21 protein-coding genes are annotated in these 20,440 nt (G+C 44.7%); 20 read left to right on the forward strand and 1 reads right to left on the reverse strand.

Annotation, left to right across the window (positions count from 1 at the left end):
* The first annotated feature begins 167 nt into the window (after positions 1-167).
* From DWZ93_RS09705 to DWZ93_RS09740, 9 genes are all read left to right on the forward strand, one after another.
* Positions 168-3,092, forward strand: coding sequence for an insulinase family protein (locus DWZ93_RS09705; RefSeq protein ID WP_118452778.1), 2,925 nt, complete (start codon positions 168-170; stop codon positions 3,090-3,092).
* Positions 3,093-3,128: 36 nt separating this feature from the next.
* Positions 3,129-4,025: a GTPase Era gene (era, locus tag DWZ93_RS09710; protein ID WP_118382752.1), complete on the forward strand. Its 897-nt coding sequence runs from the start codon at positions 3,129-3,131 to the stop codon at positions 4,023-4,025.
* Positions 4,026-4,078: 53 nt separating this feature from the next.
* A complete protein-coding gene (locus DWZ93_RS14640; RefSeq protein ID WP_147345566.1) occupies positions 4,079-4,276 on the forward strand; it encodes a hypothetical protein in 198 nt (65 codons plus the stop codon).
* The gene (recO, locus tag DWZ93_RS09715) at positions 4,218-4,958 is read left to right on the forward strand and encodes a DNA repair protein RecO (RefSeq protein WP_118452779.1); all 741 of its coding nucleotides are present in this window, start codon (positions 4,218-4,220) and stop codon (positions 4,956-4,958) included. Before DWZ93_RS14640 ends, recO begins: the two co-directional genes overlap by 59 nt.
* A gap of 78 nt (positions 4,959-5,036) precedes the next feature.
* Positions 5,037-6,437 carry a glycine--tRNA ligase gene (locus DWZ93_RS09720; protein ID WP_118452780.1) on the forward strand — a complete coding sequence of 467 codons (1,401 nt, stop codon included), beginning with the start codon at positions 5,037-5,039 and terminating at the stop codon, positions 6,435-6,437.
* Between the two features lie 159 nt (positions 6,438-6,596).
* Positions 6,597-7,748, forward strand: coding sequence for an aminotransferase class V-fold PLP-dependent enzyme (locus tag DWZ93_RS09725; protein ID WP_118452781.1), 1,152 nt, complete (start codon positions 6,597-6,599; stop codon positions 7,746-7,748).
* Positions 7,749-7,855: 107 nt separating this feature from the next.
* A complete protein-coding gene (locus DWZ93_RS09730) occupies positions 7,856-9,130 on the forward strand; it encodes a double-cubane-cluster-containing anaerobic reductase (protein ID WP_118452782.1) in 1,275 nt (424 codons plus the stop codon).
* 15 nt (positions 9,131-9,145) lie between these two features.
* Positions 9,146-9,406: a DUF3343 domain-containing protein gene (locus tag DWZ93_RS09735; protein ID WP_118382747.1), complete on the forward strand. Its 261-nt coding sequence runs from the start codon at positions 9,146-9,148 to the stop codon at positions 9,404-9,406.
* Between the two features lie 41 nt (positions 9,407-9,447).
* A complete protein-coding gene (locus DWZ93_RS09740; RefSeq protein WP_118382746.1) occupies positions 9,448-10,218 on the forward strand; it encodes an acyl-CoA dehydratase activase in 771 nt (256 codons plus the stop codon).
* Positions 10,219-10,286: 68 nt separating this feature from the next.
* On the opposite strand, the gene DWZ93_RS09745 is transcribed toward DWZ93_RS09740, so the two are convergent.
* Positions 10,287-10,520 carry a polya polymerase gene (locus tag DWZ93_RS09745; protein WP_118382745.1) on the reverse strand — a complete coding sequence of 78 codons (234 nt, stop codon included), beginning with the start codon at positions 10,518-10,520 and terminating at the stop codon, positions 10,287-10,289.
* Positions 10,521-10,850: 330 nt separating this feature from the next.
* Between DWZ93_RS09745 and DWZ93_RS09750 the strand changes: the two genes are divergently transcribed.
* The 11 genes from DWZ93_RS09750 (at position 10,851) to DWZ93_RS09800 (ending at position 20,377) form a co-directional block, all read left to right on the forward strand.
* Entirely contained in the window at positions 10,851-11,768 is a 918-nt protein-coding gene (locus DWZ93_RS09750) for a beta-ketoacyl-ACP synthase III (RefSeq protein ID WP_118452783.1), read from the forward strand.
* A 90-nt stretch (positions 11,769-11,858) separates the two neighbouring features.
* On the forward strand, positions 11,859-12,077 hold the full coding sequence (gene acpP / locus DWZ93_RS09755) for an acyl carrier protein (RefSeq protein ID WP_118382744.1): 219 nt from the start codon (positions 11,859-11,861) through the stop codon (positions 12,075-12,077).
* A gap of 12 nt (positions 12,078-12,089) precedes the next feature.
* Positions 12,090-13,028, forward strand: a complete 939-nt coding sequence (gene fabK / locus DWZ93_RS09760) for an enoyl-[acyl-carrier-protein] reductase FabK (protein WP_118452784.1) — start codon at positions 12,090-12,092, stop codon at positions 13,026-13,028.
* Positions 13,021-13,950 (forward strand): ACP S-malonyltransferase, encoded by a 930-nt coding sequence (gene fabD / locus DWZ93_RS09765; RefSeq protein ID WP_118452785.1) that lies wholly within the window; start codon positions 13,021-13,023, stop codon positions 13,948-13,950. The genes fabK and fabD overlap by 8 nt, the downstream gene beginning before the upstream one ends.
* Positions 13,935-14,672, forward strand: a complete 738-nt coding sequence (gene fabG, locus DWZ93_RS09770; RefSeq protein ID WP_118452786.1) for a 3-oxoacyl-[acyl-carrier-protein] reductase — start codon at positions 13,935-13,937, stop codon at positions 14,670-14,672. The genes fabD and fabG overlap by 16 nt, the downstream gene beginning before the upstream one ends.
* Positions 14,673-14,686: 14 nt before the next feature.
* Positions 14,687-15,925: a beta-ketoacyl-ACP synthase II gene (gene fabF / locus DWZ93_RS09775; RefSeq protein WP_118452787.1), complete on the forward strand. Its 1,239-nt coding sequence runs from the start codon at positions 14,687-14,689 to the stop codon at positions 15,923-15,925.
* Between the two features lie 11 nt (positions 15,926-15,936).
* Positions 15,937-16,374 (forward strand): acetyl-CoA carboxylase biotin carboxyl carrier protein, encoded by a 438-nt coding sequence (accB, locus tag DWZ93_RS09780; RefSeq protein ID WP_118452788.1) that lies wholly within the window; start codon positions 15,937-15,939, stop codon positions 16,372-16,374.
* A gap of 16 nt (positions 16,375-16,390) precedes the next feature.
* A complete protein-coding gene (gene fabZ / locus DWZ93_RS09785; RefSeq protein WP_118452789.1) occupies positions 16,391-16,831 on the forward strand; it encodes a 3-hydroxyacyl-ACP dehydratase FabZ in 441 nt (146 codons plus the stop codon).
* A complete protein-coding gene (locus DWZ93_RS09790; protein WP_118452790.1) occupies positions 16,824-18,173 on the forward strand; it encodes an acetyl-CoA carboxylase biotin carboxylase subunit in 1,350 nt (449 codons plus the stop codon). Before fabZ ends, DWZ93_RS09790 begins: the two co-directional genes overlap by 8 nt.
* Positions 18,170-19,867 carry an acetyl-CoA carboxylase carboxyltransferase subunit alpha gene (locus tag DWZ93_RS09795; protein ID WP_118452791.1) on the forward strand — a complete coding sequence of 566 codons (1,698 nt, stop codon included), beginning with the start codon at positions 18,170-18,172 and terminating at the stop codon, positions 19,865-19,867. The genes DWZ93_RS09790 and DWZ93_RS09795 overlap by 4 nt, the downstream gene beginning before the upstream one ends.
* Before the next feature lie 72 nt (positions 19,868-19,939).
* Positions 19,940-20,377 carry a MarR family winged helix-turn-helix transcriptional regulator gene (locus DWZ93_RS09800; RefSeq protein WP_118382736.1) on the forward strand — a complete coding sequence of 146 codons (438 nt, stop codon included), beginning with the start codon at positions 19,940-19,942 and terminating at the stop codon, positions 20,375-20,377.
* Positions 20,378-20,440 lie beyond the last annotated feature (63 nt).

Consider the following 20,440-nt stretch of genomic DNA (forward strand, 5'->3'; position numbering starts at 1 on the left):
GAATAGAAATAGAATCTCGGCAGGTGGAACGTAGAGATATGTTCTGCCTGCTGTTTCTTTATGTGTGACATGTTCTCGATAAACATATCTTCCGGATGAAAAAAGAAATAGATTGTGTTACAATGGGAGATAATGATGAATGATTGAATAGAATTGGAGACTAGAGTATGAGTATAAGAGATTTGAATCAATACGAGATTATAAAGGATGAAGATCTGCAGGATGTCAAGTGCCACGGTTATCTGCTGAAGCATAAGAAAAGCGGTGCCAAACTTGTGCTGATGGAGGCAGATGATGACAATAAGGTGTTTTCGGTAGGATTCCGTACACCGCCGGAGGACAGCACAGGACTTCCGCATATTCTGGAGCATTCGGTACTGTGCGGATCTGATCATTTCCCAGTCAAGGATCCGTTTGTAGAGCTGGTCAAAGGATCGCTGAATACATTTTTAAATGCGATGACTTATCCGGACAAGACGATGTATCCGGTGGCAAGCTGCAATGATAAGGATTTCCAGAACCTGATGCATGTATATATGGATGCAGTATTCTATCCGAATATCTATAAGCATGAGGAGATTTTCCGTCAGGAGGGATGGAGTTATAAGCTGGATTCTGAGGATGCGGACCTGGAATACAACGGCGTTGTATATAATGAGATGAAAGGAGCATTTTCTTCGCCAGAGGGTGTGCTTGACCGAGTGGTATTGAATGAACTGTTTCCGGATACTGCTTATGCTAATGAATCAGGTGGAGATCCGGATGTAATCCCGAATCTCAGCTATGAGCAGTTTCTGGCATTTCATAAGAAATATTATCATCCGTCCAACAGCTATATTTATCTGTATGGTGATATGGATATGGAAGAGAAGCTTGTATGGCTGGATCAGGAATATCTGAGCAAGTTTGATGTGGCAGAGATTGATTCGCGGATTGCTTATCAGGAGCCATTTGCGAAGATGAAAGAAGTGGAGATGCCATATTCGGTTACCAGTGAGGAACCATTGGAGGATAATACATTCCTTTCTTATAATAAGGTAATCGGAACCAGTCTGGATAAAGAATTGTATGTGGCGTTTGAGATTCTGGATTATGCGTTGTTATCAGCACCGGGAGCACCGCTTAAGAAGGCACTGTTAGAGGCTGGAATTGGTAAGGATATTCTGGGCTCTTATGACAATGGCATATATCAGCCAATTTTTTCTGTAGTTGCTAAGAATGCGAATCCGGAGCAGAAGGAAGAATTTGTGACACTGATCGAGAAGCTTCTTACAGATATGACAGAGCATGGCATTGACAGAAAAGCACTGGAGGCAGGTATTAATTATCATGAGTTCCAGTACCGAGAAGCGGATTACGGACGTTACCCGAAGGGTCTGATGTACGGTCTGCAGATCATGGACAGCTGGCTCTATGATGAAAATGAACCGTTTATTCATATCCAGGCATTGGACACATTTGCATTTCTTAAGAAACAGATGAATACCGGATATTTTGAGAATCTGATCCGTGAGTATCTGCTGGACAATGAGCACGGTGTGATCGTAACGCTGAAACCGGAGCGCGGACGTACAGCGCGTATGGACAAGGAACTTCACGATAAGCTGCAGGCATATAAGGCAGGTCTCAGCAAAGAAGAGATTGCAGAATTAGTAGAGCGTACGAAGGCGTTGGAAATATACCAGTCAGAGCCATCCGATGCGGAAGCGCTGGCTACGATTCCTGTATTGAAGCGTGAGGATATCAGCAGAGAGATTGCACCGATCTATAATGAAGAAATGAAACTCGCAGGTATTCCGATGGTATTCCACGAGATTGATACCAATGGTATAGGCTATATAGATATTATGTTCGATATGTCAGAGGTTCCGGAGGAATTGCTTCCGTATGCGGGAATCCTGCAGGGTGTGCTGGGAATCATTGATACAGAGAATTATGAATATGGTGAACTCTTTAATGAGATCAATGTGCATACCGGCGGTATCGGTACATCGTTGGAACTTTACACAGATGTGACCAAGGCAAAAGAAAAAGAATTCCGGGCAACATTCGAGATCAAGGCCAAAGCATTATATGACAAGCTTCCAATTGCATTTAACATGATGCAGGAGATTCTGGTAAGATCGAAGCTGGATGATGAGAAACGTCTGAAAGAGATCATTGCCATGACAGCATCCAGATTGCTGATGCGGTTCCAGTCATCCGGACATACGACAGCAGCGCTCCGGGCAATGTCTTATGCGTCACCGTCAGCCAAGCTAAAAGATATGACTAGCGGTATTGAGTACTACCAGAATGTGGCAAGAATTGAGAAAGCATTTGATACAGAAAAGGATGAGCTGATCACCAATCTCATCAAGCTTACCAGAATGCTGTTCCGTGCTGACAATATGATGATCAGCTATACGGCAGAACGTGTGGGACTGGAAGGAATGAAACAGCAGATCAGCGCATTTGCGGAAGGCTTATATCTGCAGGAGAAAGAGAGCGGAAAGCACTGCGAGCTTCACTGTGAGAAGAAGAACGAAGGATTTAAGACAGCGTCCAAGGTACAGTATGTGGCACGTTGCGGTAATTTTATTGATCAGGGCGCAGAATATACCGGAGCACTGCAGGTACTGAAGGTTATTATGGGTTATGAATATCTGTGGCAGAATATCCGTGTAAAGGGCGGAGCATATGGATGTATGAGTAACTTTAACCGGATCGGAGAAGGTTACTTTGTATCTTACCGTGATCCGAATCTGGAACGCACGATGGAGATTTATGAAGGCGTGGCAGATTATCTGCGGACATTTACTGTCAGTGATTTTGATATGAATAAATATATCATCGGCACGATCAGTAATCTGGATCAGCCAATGACACCGGCACTGAAAGGTGACCGTTCTATGAACCTGTATATGAATCATGTGACAGAAGATATGATCAAAGAAGAACGTGCACAGGTACTGGAGGCAACACAGGAAGATATCAGAGGACTTGCAGGAATCGTGGAAGCGATGATGAAAGCAGAGCAGATCTGTGTCATCGGAAGTGAGGACAAGATCGAAGAAGCGAAGGATATGTTTGATACCGTGACCGGATTTTAGCCGGATTATGAGTATCTGAAAGATAAGGAGAACCAGATGAAAAAAGATTATAAATCAGGATTTGTAACACTGATCGGCCGTCCGAATGTGGGCAAATCTACATTGATGAATTACCTGATCGGACAGAAGATTGCAATTACATCGAATAAGCCACAGACGACTAGAAACCGGATTCAGACGGTGCTGACAACGGAGGAAGGGCAGATTATTTTTGTGGACACACCGGGTATCCACAAGGCAAAGAACAAGCTGGGCGAGTACATGGTTAATGTGGCTGAACGCACATTGAACGAAGTAGATGCGGTGCTGTGGTTAGTTGAGCCGACAACGTTTATCGGAGCCGGTGAAAAGCATATTGCAGATCAGCTGAAAAAAGTAACAACACCTGTCATTCTTGTTATTAATAAGGTAGATTCTGTGAAGAAAGAGGAAGTGCTGGCTTCTATTGCAGCATATCAGGACATTTATGATTTCGCGGCAATCGTGCCGGTATCGGCCAGAAGTGGGGAGAATACCAAAGAACTTCTGAAGGTAGTATATCAGTATCTGCCGTATGGACCTCAGTTTTACGATGAGGATACGATTACTGATCAGCCGGAGCGTCAGATCGTGGCAGAGCTGATCCGTGAGAAGGCATTACACTGCCTGAATGAAGAGATTCCTCATGGTATCGCAGTTGTGATCGACAGCATGAAGAAAAAAGGTAAAGTGATGCATATTGATGCCACGATCATCTGTGAACGCGATTCACATAAGGGTATCATTATTGGAAAACAAGGAAGTATGTTGAAAAAAATCGGAAGTACTGCGCGGTATGAGATTGAAAAAATGCTGGATATGCAGGCAAATCTGAAGCTTTGGGTCAAGGTAAAGAAGGACTGGAGAGACAGTGATTTCCTTGTGAAAAATTTTGGATACCGGGAAGATGAATAAAACGCCCCTTCCATAGGAGAACCTAATCCTATAACACAGGATGAGGTGATTGCATGGAAGAAACATACTGGAATAAATTTATGGCATCGGGTAAGGTTGATGATTATCTGGAATATAAGGGAATCCAAATCTGTCATTCGGTCATGGAGCATTATGGCAGATCATCAGATGCCGGGACAGAGGTAAGGCGAAGTGAATCAGATAACGGTTATGGGAATGGTGCTATCTGCTGTTCCGATCGGCGAGTATGATAAGCGGGTTGTCATACTCACCAGAGAAAGAGGCAAGATCAGCGCATTTGCCAGAGGGGCGAGGAAGCCTGGCAATGCACTGAGCGGAGTGATCAACCCGTTTTCATTTGGTGAATTTACAGTCTATGAGGGGCGGACATCATATACACTGGTGTCGGCCTCTATTTCCAATTATTTTGCAGAGTTACGAGAAGATATCGAGGGTGCTTATTATGGCTTTTATTTTGTAGAGATTGCATCCTATTACTGCCGAGAAGCTAATGATGAGAGAGAAATGTTAAAGCTTCTGTATCAGACAATGCGGGCACTTATCAATGAGAAGGTTCCAAATCGTCTGATCCGGTATATCTACGAGCTGAAGGCAATCTGCATTAACGGCGAGGCACCGCAAGTATTCCAATGTGTGGTGTGCGGAGATAAAGAGCGTCCAGGGAAGTTCAGTACGCTGAAGGGCGGCAAAGTATGTACCCACTGCATCCGGGATGTCTATGACGGTCTGGAACTTGACCCATCTACCTGGTATACGCTGCAGTACATAGAGAGTGCAAAGGTAGAACATCTGTATAATTTTACTGTATCGGATCTGGTGCTCAGAGAACTTGCGATGGTCATGGGAAGATACATGGATGTGTATGTAGACCATCAGTTTAAATCACTGGAAATATTAAAGCTGATGACTTGAAAACTCTGTATACAGACGGTATAATATGCGATAAGGGTGCATTTTGGCATCGAATAACAAAAGGAAAGAGGATTAATAATGGCAGAGAAGACAATGGATAAGATTGTGGCACTGGCGAAGTCAAGAGGATTCGTATATCCGGGTTCTGAGATCTACGGCGGCCTTGCCAATACATGGGACTATGGTAATCTTGGAGTAGAGCTTAAGAATAATGTAAAGAAAGCCTGGTGGCAGAAGTTTGTACAGGAGTCTCCATATAATGTAGGCGTAGATTGTGCGATTCTGATGAACCCGCAGACATGGATTGCCAGCGGACATCTGGGGGGATTCAGTGACCCATTGATGGACTGTAAAGAATGTCACGAGCGTTTCCGTGCAGATAAAATCATCGAGGATTATGCGCATGAGAACGGCATCGACATTGGAGACAGTATTGATGGATGGAGCCATGAGAAGATGCAGGAGTTCATCGCAGAGAACAATATTCCATGTCCGACCTGCGGTAAGCATAATTTTACAGAAATCCGTGAGTTTAACCTGATGTTCAAGACATTCCAGGGTGTAACAGAGGATGCTAAGAACGTGGTATACCTTCGTCCGGAGACTGCACAGGGTATTTTCGTTAATTTTAAGAACGTACAGCGTACATCCAGAAAGAAGATTCCATTTGGTATCTGTCAGATCGGTAAGTCTTTCCGTAACGAGATCACACCTGGTAACTTTACATTCCGTACCAGAGAGTTCGAACAGATGGAGATGGAATTCTTCTGTGAGCCGGATACGGATCTGGAATGGTTTGCATACTGGAAGCAGTATTGTCTGGACTGGCTGAGCAAGCTGGGACTTAAGGATGACGAAGTACGTTACCGTGACCACGATCAGGAAGAACTGTCATTCTACAGTAAGGCAACTACGGATATCGAGTTCCTGTTCCCATTCGGATGGGGTGAGTTGTGGGGTATTGCTGACCGTACAGATTATGACCTTTCCCGTCATATGGAGGTATCTAAGCAGGATCTGACATATTTCGATGATGAGAAGAAAGAGAAATACATCCCATACGTTATTGAGCCGTCGCTGGGAGCAGACCGTATGGTACTTGCATTCCTGTGCAGTGCATACGATGAGGAGAACATTGGTACAGAGGAAAAACCGGATGTCAGAACTGTGCTTCATTTCCATCCGGCACTTGCACCGGTTAAGATTGGTGTCCTTCCACTGTCTAAGAAGCTGTCTGAAGGTGCACAGAAAGTGTATGCTCAGTTAGCTAAGAAGTATAACTGTGAGTATGATGAGCGTGGTAACATTGGTAAGAGATACCGCCGTCAGGATGAGATTGGTACACCATTCTGCGTAACATACGATTTCGATTCTGAGGAAGACGGAGCAGTAACTGTAAGAGACAGAGATACCATGGAGCAGGAAAGAGTGAAGATCGAAGATCTGAACGCATATTTCGAGAAGAAGTTTGAGTGGTAAGTCGAACGCAGCATGCAAGCAAAGACGCGTCGGCTGCTTGCAGACGAAAGAGTCTTTGTGAAGCAGGCTATGTGAGCGCAGCGGACAGCGAGGAACCGAAGGTTTCGAGCCGGGCGTTCGACGTACGTCTGCAAGCATGTAAGTGATTCAGGAGAGTATATGAATCAAATTTATTTTGACAATGGCAGTACGTCATGGCCAAAGGCACCAGGTGTGCCGGAAGCCATGGCGGATTTGTTAGCTCACGGTGCATTTAATATTAACCGTGGCAATTATGAAGGCGCATACGAGATCGAAGGCGTCGTGCTGGATACGAGAGAACAGCTGACGCGTCTTTTTCATGCGAAGAATTCTAAGGGAGTAGTGTTTACACCGAGTGTGACCTATTCCCTCAATCTGTTTATAAAAGGCTTTTTGAAGCCCGGAGATCATGTGATCGTGACGGGGCTGGAGCATAATGCAGTGATGCGCCCGCTGGAACAGATGAAGGCTGTGGGTGTGGACTATGACATTGCACAGACAGACAGAGACGGCAATCTGGATCTTGAACATTTAAAATCACTGATTGGAGACAGCACCAGAGCGGTATTGGTAACTCATGCGTCAAATGTGTGTGGAACCGTAGTTCCGATTGAAGAAATTGGTAAGATCTGTCAGGAACATGATTTGATCTTTGCAGTGGATACGGCACAGACTGCAGGAACATTGGATATCGATATGGAGAATTGCGGGATTGATTTCCTGGCGTTTACCGGTCACAAGGGACTGCTTGGACCACAGGGAATCGGTGGATTTCTGATATCAGAGAGGCTGGATCGAGATATGAAGCCGTTGATTGCAGGAGGTACCGGAAGTCAGTCAGATTCTCTGCTGATGCCGGAGAATCTGCCGGATAAGTATGAGAGCGGTACAATGAACCTTCCGGGGATCATAGGATTGCATACGGCGCTGTCTTATTTAGAAGAACAGGGAATCGAACGCATACATGACCGTAAGATGTCGCTGACTGGATATTTTCTCGAGCGAGTGTCTGAGAATTCTAAGATACGGATCGTGGGTCGAAAAGATCTGGAACACAGAGTGGCAGTAGTGTCATTGGATTTTCAGACGGTGGACAATGCAGTAGCTGCCTTTGAACTGGAGCAGGCAGCAGGGATTATGACCAGAGTAGGACTACACTGTGCACCTGTGGCACACCGGTCGCTTGGCACTTTTCCGCAGGGAACCGTGCGGTTTGCATTCAGCGCATCGAATACAGAAGAAGAGATAGATATTTGTATAGAAGAAATAAATAAAATCGCCTACATATAGATGAAAACTATAACAAAAAGCCTTGTTATTATTGTGAATAATTGATAAAAATGTTACGATAAAAATAGATTAATTGTTCAAATGCGATAATAAGGAGGAAAAGAATTATGGCAGATAATCAGAAAATGTGGGAAGAACTGGGGATGAATCTGGAGCTGCATGATCAGTTGTGTCAGGTGCTTCCACAGGCGGTTGGGGATGTATTTCTCTCTCAGGAAAACCGCCCGGACGGAATGGACTATTATGATATGGTAGTTGCAGATATTCACGGTATCCGCCCATCAGAACTGATTGAACATCAGAAAAAAGGCGGCAAGGTATTTGGTACATTCTGTGTATACGTACCGGATGAGGTGATCTTCGCAGCAGATGCAATTGCGACCGGACTCTGCGGCGGATCTCAGTTCTGGGTACCGGGAGGCGAGAAGGTGCTTCCGAATAATACCTGTCCGCTGATCAAAGCATCTGTAGGAGCAAGACTTGACCGTACCTGTCCATTTTTCCGGATCGCGGATATGTATATCGGAGAGACTACCTGTGATGGTAAAAAGAAGGCATGGGAGATTTTGTCTGAGGACGTACCGGTACATGTAATGGATCTTCCGCAGATGAAACGTGCCAAGGATGTAAAGGCATGGGCAGAAGAGATTAAAGAGCTGATGCATGTGGTAGAAGAATTTACCGGTAACAAAGTGACAGCAGAGAAGTTAGCAGAAAGTATCAAACTGATTAATAATAAGAGAAAAGCGTTGGACAGACTGTATGCCTGTCGTAAGAATGAGAAGCTTCCAATCAGCGGTACGGATGCATTGGTTATTTCTCAGATTGCATTTTATGATGATCCGGCAAGATTTGCACAGATGACGAATAAACTGTGTGATGAGTTGGAGCAGCGGATCAAAGATGGTGTCAGTGTAGTGCCGGAAGGAACCAAGAGAATCATGCTGACAGGAACACCGCTTGCAATTCCGAACTGGAAGCTTCATAATATTGTTGAGACCAGCGGAGCAGTGGTTGTTTGTGAAGAAATGTGCACAGGTACCCGTTACTTTGAGCGTTTTGTAGACGAGAGTGGTACTACGATCGACGAGCAGATCGATGCAATCGCAGAGCGGTATATGGGCATTAACTGTGCATGCTTTACACCAAATCATGGAAGAATCGATGATATCCTCCGCCTGGCAAAAGAATACAAAGTAGACGGAATCATTGATGTGAATCTGAAGTTCTGTAACCTTTACGACACCGAAGGATATTTCGTAGAGCGTGCGATGAAGGAAGCAGGTATTCCGGTACTGGGAATCGAGACCGATTACACGGACAGCGATGCTCAGCAGCTTCGTACCAGAATCAGTGCATTTGTGGAGATGCTTAATAACTAAGGAGATATGGGATAGATGTCAGAGATTCAGCATTATATTCTGTTTCCTAATCATGACAATGCAATGCGATTATACCGCGAATTAAAAAAGCTGGGGGTTCGGGCAGTGATTGCTCCTACCCCCAGAAGTGCGAGTAAATGCTGCGGCGTGTCGTTGATGGTGGAAAAGGACGATCTGGATACGATATGGGAGACTGCAGAACAGAAGGAGATTGAGATTCTGAAAGTGGCAGAGGTGAAAAAGGACTTTAATCCACACCGCGACCGTTACTGTTAAAGATCGTAAAACGAAATAGAAGAAATCAGAGGGAAGACAAGATGTATTATGTAGGAATTGATATTGGATCTACTGCGTCCAAGACAGCAGTACGAGGAGATAAGGAATTAATGTTTGTGCTGCCGACAGGATGGAGCAGTAAGGAGACAACCGGAGTGATCCGTGAGAGGCTTCTGGAGGAAGGAATCGATGTGGAATCTGACGATGTGAAAGTTGTGGCAACAGGATATGGAAGAGTTGCAGTAGACTTTGCAGATTATGTGATCACAGAGATTACCTGTCATGCCAGAGGCGGCAGAGAGATGGCAGGAGATGACTGCTCGATCATCGATGTCGGCGGACAGGATACAAAGGTGATACTGGTATCAGGCGGCATGGTACAGGATTTTCTGATGAATGATAAATGCTCGGCAGGAACCGGTAAATTCCTGGAGATAATGGCGAATCGCCTGGGTGTAACTCTGCAGGAGTTGTTTGATATGGCAGATACTGGAGATGTGTTATCGATCAGTTCACTCTGCACCGTATTTGCAGAATCAGAAGTGATCAATTATATCGGTGAAGGTAAGAAACGGGAAGATATCGCAGCCGGTGTGGTAGATTCTGTAGCAGCGAAGGTATCACAGCTTGCAGGCAGAAAGAATCTGGCAGATAAGGTGATCCTTACCGGAGGTTTGAGCAACAGCGAATACTTTACCAGGATCTTATCAGAGAAGCTTGGCAAGAAAGTAGAGATGACCGAGAACGGACGGTATGCCGGAGCAATCGGAGCAGCGTTGCTGGCAGAAGAGAAAAGTAAGAGAAGAAGATAGCAATATAAAAAGGCGGTCGGAGATTCGAGGGTACTCGAACTCCGACCGCTATATTTTTATATATGAGTTTAGGCAATGTACTTGGTATCTATTGCGTAAGCTAACAGTTTTGAGATATCTTCGCGATTATGGAGGGCTAACTGAAGCTCTGAGAAATGGCCGTCAATAGAAAGGATATTCTGTGTGAGTTTGGATTTTAAGTCAATACGTGAGCCATCTTTCTTTACTAATTCTACTTTGTCTTTGCATTCATTTACTACGTTAAAAAATTCTTCTGAGTTATCGATATTAAAAAGTTTCATACTTTTCAAACTCCTTCCTTTGTTAAACATTTATCATCTTTTCTTTTGCTGATTTTATTTTAACTGAAATACAGAAAATATCAATGCATTTAATGTATGAATTATACAAAACCAAATGAAAAAAATTGTGCAATATTACAAATACGATTAAGGATGTCAAAGCTATAGATAAAAAAGACGATTCTTTGTGTAAAAAATAACAATAGAATAGCATTTCTGCCTTTCAAAAAAAGTACTTGCCAAATCTTTTTTATTATGATATTGTTTGAAGGTCAAAATATTTTAAAACAAAATAATATGAAAACAAAGGTAAATAAAGAGGCGGATATGATGATAGGAAAGATATGTGGCACAGGATCCGGTATTCCAGTAAAAATCATGGATAATGATGATCTGTCGAATATGGTGGATACGAATGATGCGTGGATCCGTGAGCGTACCGGCGTAGAGAAACGCCATATCGCAGAGTCAGAATCCACAGTGTCTATGGCAGTGGAAGCAGGCAGACAGGCGCTTGCACAGACAGGAATACGACCGGAAGAGTTGGATATGATAGTGGTGTCAACGATGTCACCGGATGCAGTGCTTCCTTGTACAGCCTGCGAAGTGCAAAAGGCTATCGGCGCAGAGGGTGCGGTCTGTTTTGATTTGCAGGCAGCATGTACAGGATTTATATTTGCGTATAATACAGCGCAGGCGTACATTCAGAGTAATATGTGCAGAACAGTATTATTGATCGGGAGTGAGAGATTGTCCAGGCTGGTAGACTGGACCGACAGAGGAACCTGTATTTTATTTGGTGACGGTGCCGGAGCAGCAGTTTTGAAGGCAGCAGAAGGAAGAGCCTATCTTCCGGCTTTTCATTCTGATGGAAAAAGGGGAGAAGCTCTGACCTGTGACAGATACATTCATATGGATGGAAGAGCAGTGTTTCAGTTTGCGGTAACCAGAGTGCCGGAGGTGATTCGTGAAGTACTCACAAAAAATGAACTGCTCATGGAGGATGTTGATTATTTTGTTCTGCATCAGGCAAATCGGAGAATTGTGGAAGCAGTGGCAAAAAGATTGAGACAGCCAATTGAGAAATTTCCGATGAATCTTCAAGAATATGGAAATACATCTTCTGCAAGTATTCCGATTCTTCTGGATGAAATGAATCGGTCAGGAAAGCTGAAAAAAGGTCAGAAGCTTGTAGTGGCAGGATTTGGGGCAGGTCTTTCGTGGGGCGCATCCATTGTAGAATGGTAAAAATGATTGAAAGGTAATTACCGGTAAGGAGCCGGATTACATAGATACAGAAAACTTAGAAATGAACAAATATGAAGGAGAATAAGAATTATGTTAGAAAGAGTAAAAGAAATCGTAGCAGATACACTGGGAACAGAAGCAGAGAAGTTGACTGAGGCGACTTCATTCAAGGCTGATCTGGATGCAGATTCACTGGATTTATTTGAAATGGTAATGGCACTGGAAGAGGAATTTGGTAAGGAAATCCCAACGGAGGATCTGGAGAAGATTGCAACGATTGGAGATGTAGTTGCTTATCTTGAGAAATAGGAGCTGGGTGATATGAAGACAGAGATTACAGAACTTTTAGGAATTCGTTATCCGATTATCCAGGGAGGCATGGCCTGGGTGGCAGATTATCATCTGGCGGCTGCCGTGTCTAATGCAGGAGGTCTTGGATTGATCGGAAGCGGAGGCGCACCGGCAGAATGGGTCAGAGAGCAGGTGCGAGAAGCAAAGAAACTGACAGATCAGCCATTTGGTGTCAATCTGATGCTGATGAATCCGGAAGCCGATCAGATCGCGAAAGTACTGGTAGAAGAAGGCGTGGCAGTTGTAACGACAGGTGCAGGAAGTCCGGAAAAATATATGAGCATGTGGAAAGAAGCCGGTATGAAGGTAATTCCGGTAGTGGCAAGCGTGGCGTTGGCAAAGAGAATGGAACGCTGTGGTGCGGATGCTCTTGTAGCAGAAGGAACGGAAGCCGGGGGACATATTGGAGAACTGACTACGATGGTACTGGTTCCGCAGATTGTTGATGCAGTATCTGTACCGGTAATCGCAGCTGGTGGAATCGCAGATGGCAGAGGAATTGCAGCAGCCTTTATGCTGGGAGCAAGAGGAGTGCAGATGGGCACACAGTTTGTGGTAACAAAAGAATGTAATGTTCATGAGAATTATAAACAGGCATTGATTAAGGCAAGAGATATTGATTCTCGTGTGACAGGGAGAACCACCGGGCATCCGGTCCGTGTCCTTCGCAATGCAATGGTAAAAGAGTACCTGAAGAAGGAACAGGCTGGAGTTCCATTTGAAGAACTGGAACAGCTGACACTCGGCGCACTGCGCAAGGCAGTAGTGGATGGAGATGTAACTAATGGAAGTGTTATGGCAGGTCAGTGTGCGTCGATGGCTCATGAGGTAATGACTTGTAAAGAATTGATCACAAAGCTGACTTGCGAGACAGATAAATTGATCGGAGGCTCAGGGTTCTATGAGTAAGATTGCATTTATCTATCCGGGACAGGGAGCGCAGAAAGCTGGCATGGGAAAGGATTTCTATGAAAACAGTCCGCTTGCCAGAGATATCTATGACCGGGCATCGGAATGTCTCAAACTGGATATGAGGGCATTATGTTTTGAGGAAAATGACTTGCTGAATCAGACGGAATATACGCAGGCAGCTATGGTGACAACCTGTCTTGCAATGACTGCGGTATTGAATGAACAGGGAGCAGAAGCGGACGTGACAGCAGGATTGAGTCTGGGAGAATACTGTGCCATTGCAGAGGCAGGTGCAATGGATCTGTTGGATGCGATCCGCCTGGTCCGAGTACGCGGACAACTGATGCAGCATACAGTTCCGACAGGAGAAGGCGCGATGGCGGCAGTGCTTGGAATGGATGCAGATCAGATTGATGCCGTGATTGAACCAATTGTGAATGTAACGGTAGCTAATTATAATTGCCCGGGGCAGATTGTAATCACAGGAGGAACAGCAGGCATCGAACAGGCATCCAAGACATTGAAAGAGGCTGGTGCAAAGCGGGTAGTTTCACTGAATGTCAGTGGACCGTTTCATTCACCGATGCTTCGGAGTGCAGGGGAAAAGCTTGGCAAAGAGCTGTTGACAGTACAGCTTGGTGAGTTGAAGATCCCATATGTAACGAATGTGACGGCAGAGTATGTGACAGACAGCAGCAAGATCCGGGAGCTTCTTACCAGACAGGTATATTCACCGGTGCGCTGGGAGCAGAGCATCCGGAAAATGATCGCACAGGGCGTGGATACGTTTGTGGAAATCGGACCAGGCAGAACCTTAACCGGATTTTTACGTAAAATCGATCGGAATGTGACGGTATATCAGGTAAATACCTGGGAAGATTCAAAGCAAATTATGGAGGAGTTATGGAAGAAAAAGTAGCGGTGGTAACAGGTGCATCCAGAGGAATCGGAAGAGCAATTGCAATGGAACTTGCAGAAAAAGGATACAAGGTGATTTTAAATTACTGTGGCTCTAAGGTTCGTGCAGAGCAGGCGGCAGAAGAAATCTGCGCAGCAGGCGGACAGGCAAAAGCCGTACAGTGTGATGTATCAGATTACATAGCATGCGAGACATTTATCAGCAATACTATCAAAGAGGAAGGACGGATAGATGTATTGGTTAATAATGCCGGAATCACCAGAGATGGACTTCTTATGAAGATGTCGGAGGAAGATTTCGATGCGGTGATCAATACGAATCTGAAGGGATGCTTTCACTGTATGCGATTTGTTTCCAGACAGATGTTAAAGCAGAGAAGCGGAAGAATCATTAATTTGTCTTCTGTATCCGGAGTGGCAGGTAATGCAGGGCAGGCAAATTATGCAGCATCTAAAGCCGGTGTGATCGGGCTTACCAAAACCGCTGCAAAAGAGCTGGCAAGCCGTGGAATCACAGTCAATGCAATCGCACCGGGATTCATCAATACAGAGATGACAGAGATATTATCAGATGCAGTAAAAGAAGGAGCCAGAGGGCAGATTCCATTGGGACATTTTGGAAGACCGGAAGATGTGGCAAAGGCAGCAGCATTTCTGGCATCGGAAGATGCGGCTTATATCACAGGCCAGGTGATTCATGTTGATGGCGGCATGGTCATGTAGAGAAGGAGAAGAGTATGAAAAGACGGGTAGTTGTAACAGGACTGGGGGCAGTCACCCCGATCGGAAATACAGTGGATGAATTCTGGACAGGGATTCGTACTGGTAAAACAGGAATCGGTCCAATTACCAGATTTGATGCGGAAGGATATAAAGCACAGCTTGCAGCAGAAGTAAAAGATTTTAATGCCAGGGAGCGTATGGATGTAAAAGCAGCCAGAAGAATGGAATTGTTTTCGCAGTATGCAGTGGCAGCTGCATTAGAAGCAAAAGAAGATGCAGCAATTGATATGGAACAGGAAGATGTGTTCCGTGTAGGTGTGATTATCGGGTCAGGAATTGGCAGTCTTGCGACAGTGGAACTGGCTCATGAGAAAATTGTGGAAAAAGGTCCGGGAAGAGTTTCTCCAATGATGATTCCATTGATGATATCCAATATGGCAGCGGGAAATGTATCCATTCAGCTGGGTGCCAGAGGAAAATGTACGAATGTAGTAACAGCCTGCGCATCAGGTACACATTGTATCGGAGACGCTTTTCGGGCAATTCAGTATGGAGATGCAGATGTGATATTTGCAGGCGGTACGGAAAGCGCAATCTGTCCGACCGGAGTGGCTGGATTCTCAGCATTGACGGCGCTCAGCACCAGTACAGATCCTATGCGAGCATCGATTCCGTTTGATAAAGACAGGGATGGATTTGTGCTTGGAGAAGGTGCTGGTGTGGTGGTTTTGGAAGAATTGGAGCACGCGAAAAAGCGTGGCGCAAGAATCTATGCAGAGCTTGGCGGATATGGAGCGACTGGGGATGCCTATCATATCACTTCTCCGATTCCAGATGGAAGCGGAGCAGCAAAGGCTATGCTTCTGGCAATGGAAGAAGCAGGTGTGACACCGGAACAGGTGGATTATATCAATGCACATGGCACCAGTACCCATCACAATGATCTGTTTGAGACAAAGGCGATTCATGAGGCGTTTGGAAGTGCGGCTGCGCATGTGGCTGTGAACTCAACGAAATCAATGATCGGTCATCTGTTAGGTGCAGCCGGCGGTGTAGAGTTTATTGTCTGTGTGAAATCAATTCAGGAAGGATTTATCCATCAGACGGTAGGAACAAAAGAGACAGATGAGGAATGTGATCTGAATTATGTACTGGGTTCACCGTTGGAGCAGGAAGTCAATGTTGCAATGTCCAATTCTCTTGGATTTGGAGGACATAATGCAACTGTACTGGTAAGAAAATACAAGGGATAGAGGTGACAGTAATGGAACTGAAACAGATACTACAGCTGATCGATGCAGTATCCGGATCCAGCCTGGACAAATTTGAATATGAAGAAAACGGTTCGAAGTTGTCTTTGGAAAAAGGAAAAGAGCCGGTCATTATGACGCAGGTGGCAGAAAATGAGGAAATGTCACAGACGTTGAAACCGTCGGCTGAAATACAGAAAGAAGAGAAAGAGTCAATCGGACAGATTGTGAAATCACCACTGGTAGGAACCTTTTATGCAGCACCGGCAGAAGATGCAGATCCGTTTGTGAAAACCGGGGATAAGATAAAACAGGGACAGGTACTTGCTATTGTAGAAGCTATGAAATTGATGAATGACATCGAAAGTGAGTACGAAGGTGAGATTGCAGAGATCTATGTTGAAAATGGACAGAGCGTAGAGTATGGTCAGCCATTATTTCGGATTATATAGATACAGGAGGACTGAGATGAGACATCTGGGAATCAAGGAAATTGAAGAAATTATTCCACACAGACATCCATTTCTGTTGGTGGATTATATTGAAGATTATGAGCCGGGAGAATATGCGGTTGGATATAAATGTGTATCCTTCAGAGAAGAATTCTTTCAGGGACATTTTCCACAGGAACCGGTAATGCCGGGCGTGTTGACCGTGGAGGCATTAGCGCAGACCGGAGCAGTAGCTATTCTTTCAAAAGAGGAAAATAAAGGAAAAATTGCCTATTTTGGCGGGATTCAGAAATGTCGCTTTAAAGGAAAAGTCGTACCGGGGGATAAAGTGCGTCTGGAGACCAGGATTATCAGACAGAAAGGACCATTGGGAGTCGGTGAAGCGGTGGCAAGTGTAGACGGCAAAGTTGTTGTTAGTGCAGAACTTACTTTTGTGGTTGGCCAGAATAATGATTAAGAAGGTATTGATTGCCAATCGCGGCGAAATTGCGGTACGGATTATTCGCGCATGCAGAGAGATGGGAATTGAAACCGTAGCAGTGTATTCAGAAGCAGATCGGGAAGCGTTACATACACAGCTTGCGGATGAGGCAGTCTGTATCGGTCCGGCATCATCCGCAGAGAGTTATCTGAATATGGAGCGGATTATCAGCGCAACAATCATTTCCGGGGCAGATGCAGTGCATCCCGGTTTTGGATTTCTGTCAGAGAACAGTCAGTTTGCCAGGTTATGTGAGCAGTGTCAAATCACATTTATCGGTCCTGACGCAGATACAATCGAGAGGCTGGGCAATAAATCACAGGCAAGAAATACGATGATCCAGGCAGGTGTTCCGGTTATTCCAGGAAGTAAAGAAGCACTATATGAACCGGAAGAAGCGGTTCCTGTTGCTGCAGAGGTAGGATATCCGGTGATCGTGAAGGCGGCTCTTGGCGGCGGTGGAAAAGGTATGCGTGTGGCGGCAGATGAAACAGAGCTTCGACATGCATTTTGTACAGCGCAGAAAGAAGCAGTAGCTGCATTTGGAGATGGAACGATGTACCTGGAACATTTTGTACAGCGGCCTAGACATATCGAATTCCAGATACTGGCGGATAAATACGGTCATGTCATACATCTTGGAGAACGGGACTGTTCGCTTCAGAGAAACCATCAAAAGCTGGTGGAGGAATCCCCGTCGCCGGCTCTCTCAGAAGCCCTTCGTGAGCAGATGGGAAAGGCTGCGGTGACAGCAGCCAGAGTTTCCGGGTATGAAAATGCAGGAACCATTGAATTTCTGCTGGAGCCGGATGGAAAATTTTATTTTATGGAAATGAATACGAGAATTCAGGTAGAACATCCGGTAACAGAATGGGTAACCGGTATTGACCTTGTAAAAGAACAGATTCGGATTGCATCAGGTGAGCCGCTTGCTTATACACAGGAAGAAATCCATCTGAGCGGACATGCAATTGAATGTCGGATCAATGCAGAGAACCCAAAGAAGAACTTTCGGCCATCTCCGGGAAAGATACATGATATTTATCTGCCGGGCGGAAAAGGAGTCCGCATTGATTCTGCCATCTACAGCGGATACGAAGTGCCTCCGTATTATGATTCCATGATCGCTAAGATTATTGTACATGCCCGGAATCGTCAGGAGGCCGTGGCGAAAATGCAGAGTGCACTAGGTGAGATTATCATTGAGGGAATTGATACCAATGTAGATTATCAGTATGAACTGATTGGACATCCCAGGTTTGCGTCAGGCGATACCGATATTGAATTTATAGACAGGCTCAGTGAGGAAGAATCATGAAACTGAAAAATATGTTTAAGAAGACCAGAAGAAATGATACGGCGCTGCGTGGGCATGACAGGCAACCGGAAGTCCCGGACGGACTGCTTCGTAAGTGTAACGTCTGCAAGGAGGCTATTTTTACGGATGAAGTACAGAATAATGACTGTATCTGTCCAAAGTGCGGTAATTATTTCCGGATACCAGCGTATCAGCGTGTCGATATGATTGCTGATGAGGGGAGTTTCGAAGAATGGGATGAAGATCTTGTGGGAAATAATCCTCTGCATTATGCCGGATATACAGAAAAACAGAAGATGCTGCAGGAAAAAACTGGTTTGAAAGAGGCGGTAATTACAGGTAAAGCACAGATCGGCGGAATAGAAACAGTACTCGGTGTCTGTGATGGACGTTTTATGATGGCCAGTATGGGACAGGCTGTAGGTGAAAAAATTACCCGTGCGTTTGAACGGGCAGAAGAAGAACAGCTTCCGGTGATTCTCTTTACATGTTCCGGTGGCGCCAGAATGCAAGAGGGAATTCTTTCACTTATGCAGATGGCAAAGACATCGGCAGCTATTAAAAAGCACAGTGATGCAGGACTATTATATGTTACAGTTCTGACCAATCCAACTACAGGAGGTGTGACAGCAAGCTTTGCCATGGAAGGTGATATTACGCTTGCAGAGCCGGGGGCATTGGTTGGATTTGCAGGTCCGAGGGTGATTGAACAGACAATCCATCAGAAATTACCGGAAGGATTTCAAAGGTCAGAATTTCTGCAGACGCATGGATTTGTAGATGCGGTTGTAGAAAGAAAAGATATAAAAAAATATCTATATAACGTATTAAGATTACATGTTAATAGGAAATGTGAAAAAGTAGTTATAGATAGTAGATTGGAAACAATGCACCAGAAGAATGGGGACAGAGAAAAAACAGCCTGGGAACGTGTGCAGATTTCCAGGGCAAAAGACCGCCCTTCCGGAAGTGATTATATTCGTGCACTTTTTACGGATTTTACTGAACAACGGGGTGATCGTTACTATGGAGATGACAGAGCCATCATTGGAGGTGCTGCCAGATTCCACGGAATTCCGGTAACTGTAATCGCACAGGAAAAGGGGCGTACAACGAAAGAAAACATCGAACATAATTTCGGAATGCCATCACCGGAAGGATATCGTAAGGCACTTCGCCTGATGAAACAGGCGGAAAAGTTTCATCGGCCAGTAATCTGTTTTGTGGATACACCGGGAGCATTTTGTGGTTTGGAAGCGGAAGAGAGAGGACAGGGGGAAGCTATTGCACGCAATTTGTATGAGATGTCTGCGCTCAAAGTACCAATCCTGTCAATTGTTATTGGTGAAGGAGGAAGCGGTGGCGCACTGGCATTAGCTGTAGCAGATGAAGTGTGGATGTTAGAGAATTCTATATATTCCATCCTGTCTCCGGAAGGATTTGCGTCGATTCTCTGGAAGGATAGTAAACGTGCTGAAGAAGCGGCGGGAGTGATGAAACTTACAGCGGCAGATTTAATGAATCTGGGTGTGGTTGAACAGATCATAGAGGAACCGGAAATGTTAAATATAAATACATTTTCCGAGGTGACGAATGTGATGGAACAAAAAATATATAGATTTCTGGAAGAAAAACAGAAGAAAACAGACATTAAATTAGTGGAAGAGCGGTATGAACGTTTTCGCAGAATGTAGGATTTTTGCACTGGCATATTTACATATTTCGTGCTAAAATAGTCATAGAAAAAAAGAAAGAGGAGTACGGATTTGGATACATACAAGGCAATTAACGATATTCTGGTTCATCTGTTTAATGAAATATGGGAGCTGGAAGAGAAGGCGATTATTACAGAAGAGTACAAAGATATCACCAATAATGATATGCACATTATCGAAGCAATTGGGTTGGGTGAAGGTAATAATATGTCTACAATTGCAAAAAAGCTCAATATTACCGTTGGTTCGCTGACAACTTCTATGAATAGCCTTGTGAAGAAGAAGTATACAGAGCGTATTCGGAGTGAGGAAGATCGGAGAGTGGTGTATATCCGTCTGACGGAAAAGGGGATAAAAGCATACCATCATCACGAAGAATTTCATAAAAAGATGACAGACGCAGTGGTAGAGGCACTGGATCAGGAAGAAGTACCTGTGTTGGTGAAGACATTGAACAGTCTGGCAGAGTTTTTCAGAAGTTACAGATGATAAATAGGCCCTCATGTTTTGCAAAAGTGGCATAGCATGAGGGCTTTACTATATGTTTATGAT

It is taken from the genome of Dorea sp. AF36-15AT (assembly GCF_003477705.1).
GTDB lineage: Bacteria > Bacillota > Clostridia > Lachnospirales > Lachnospiraceae > Claveliimonas > Claveliimonas ammoniilytica.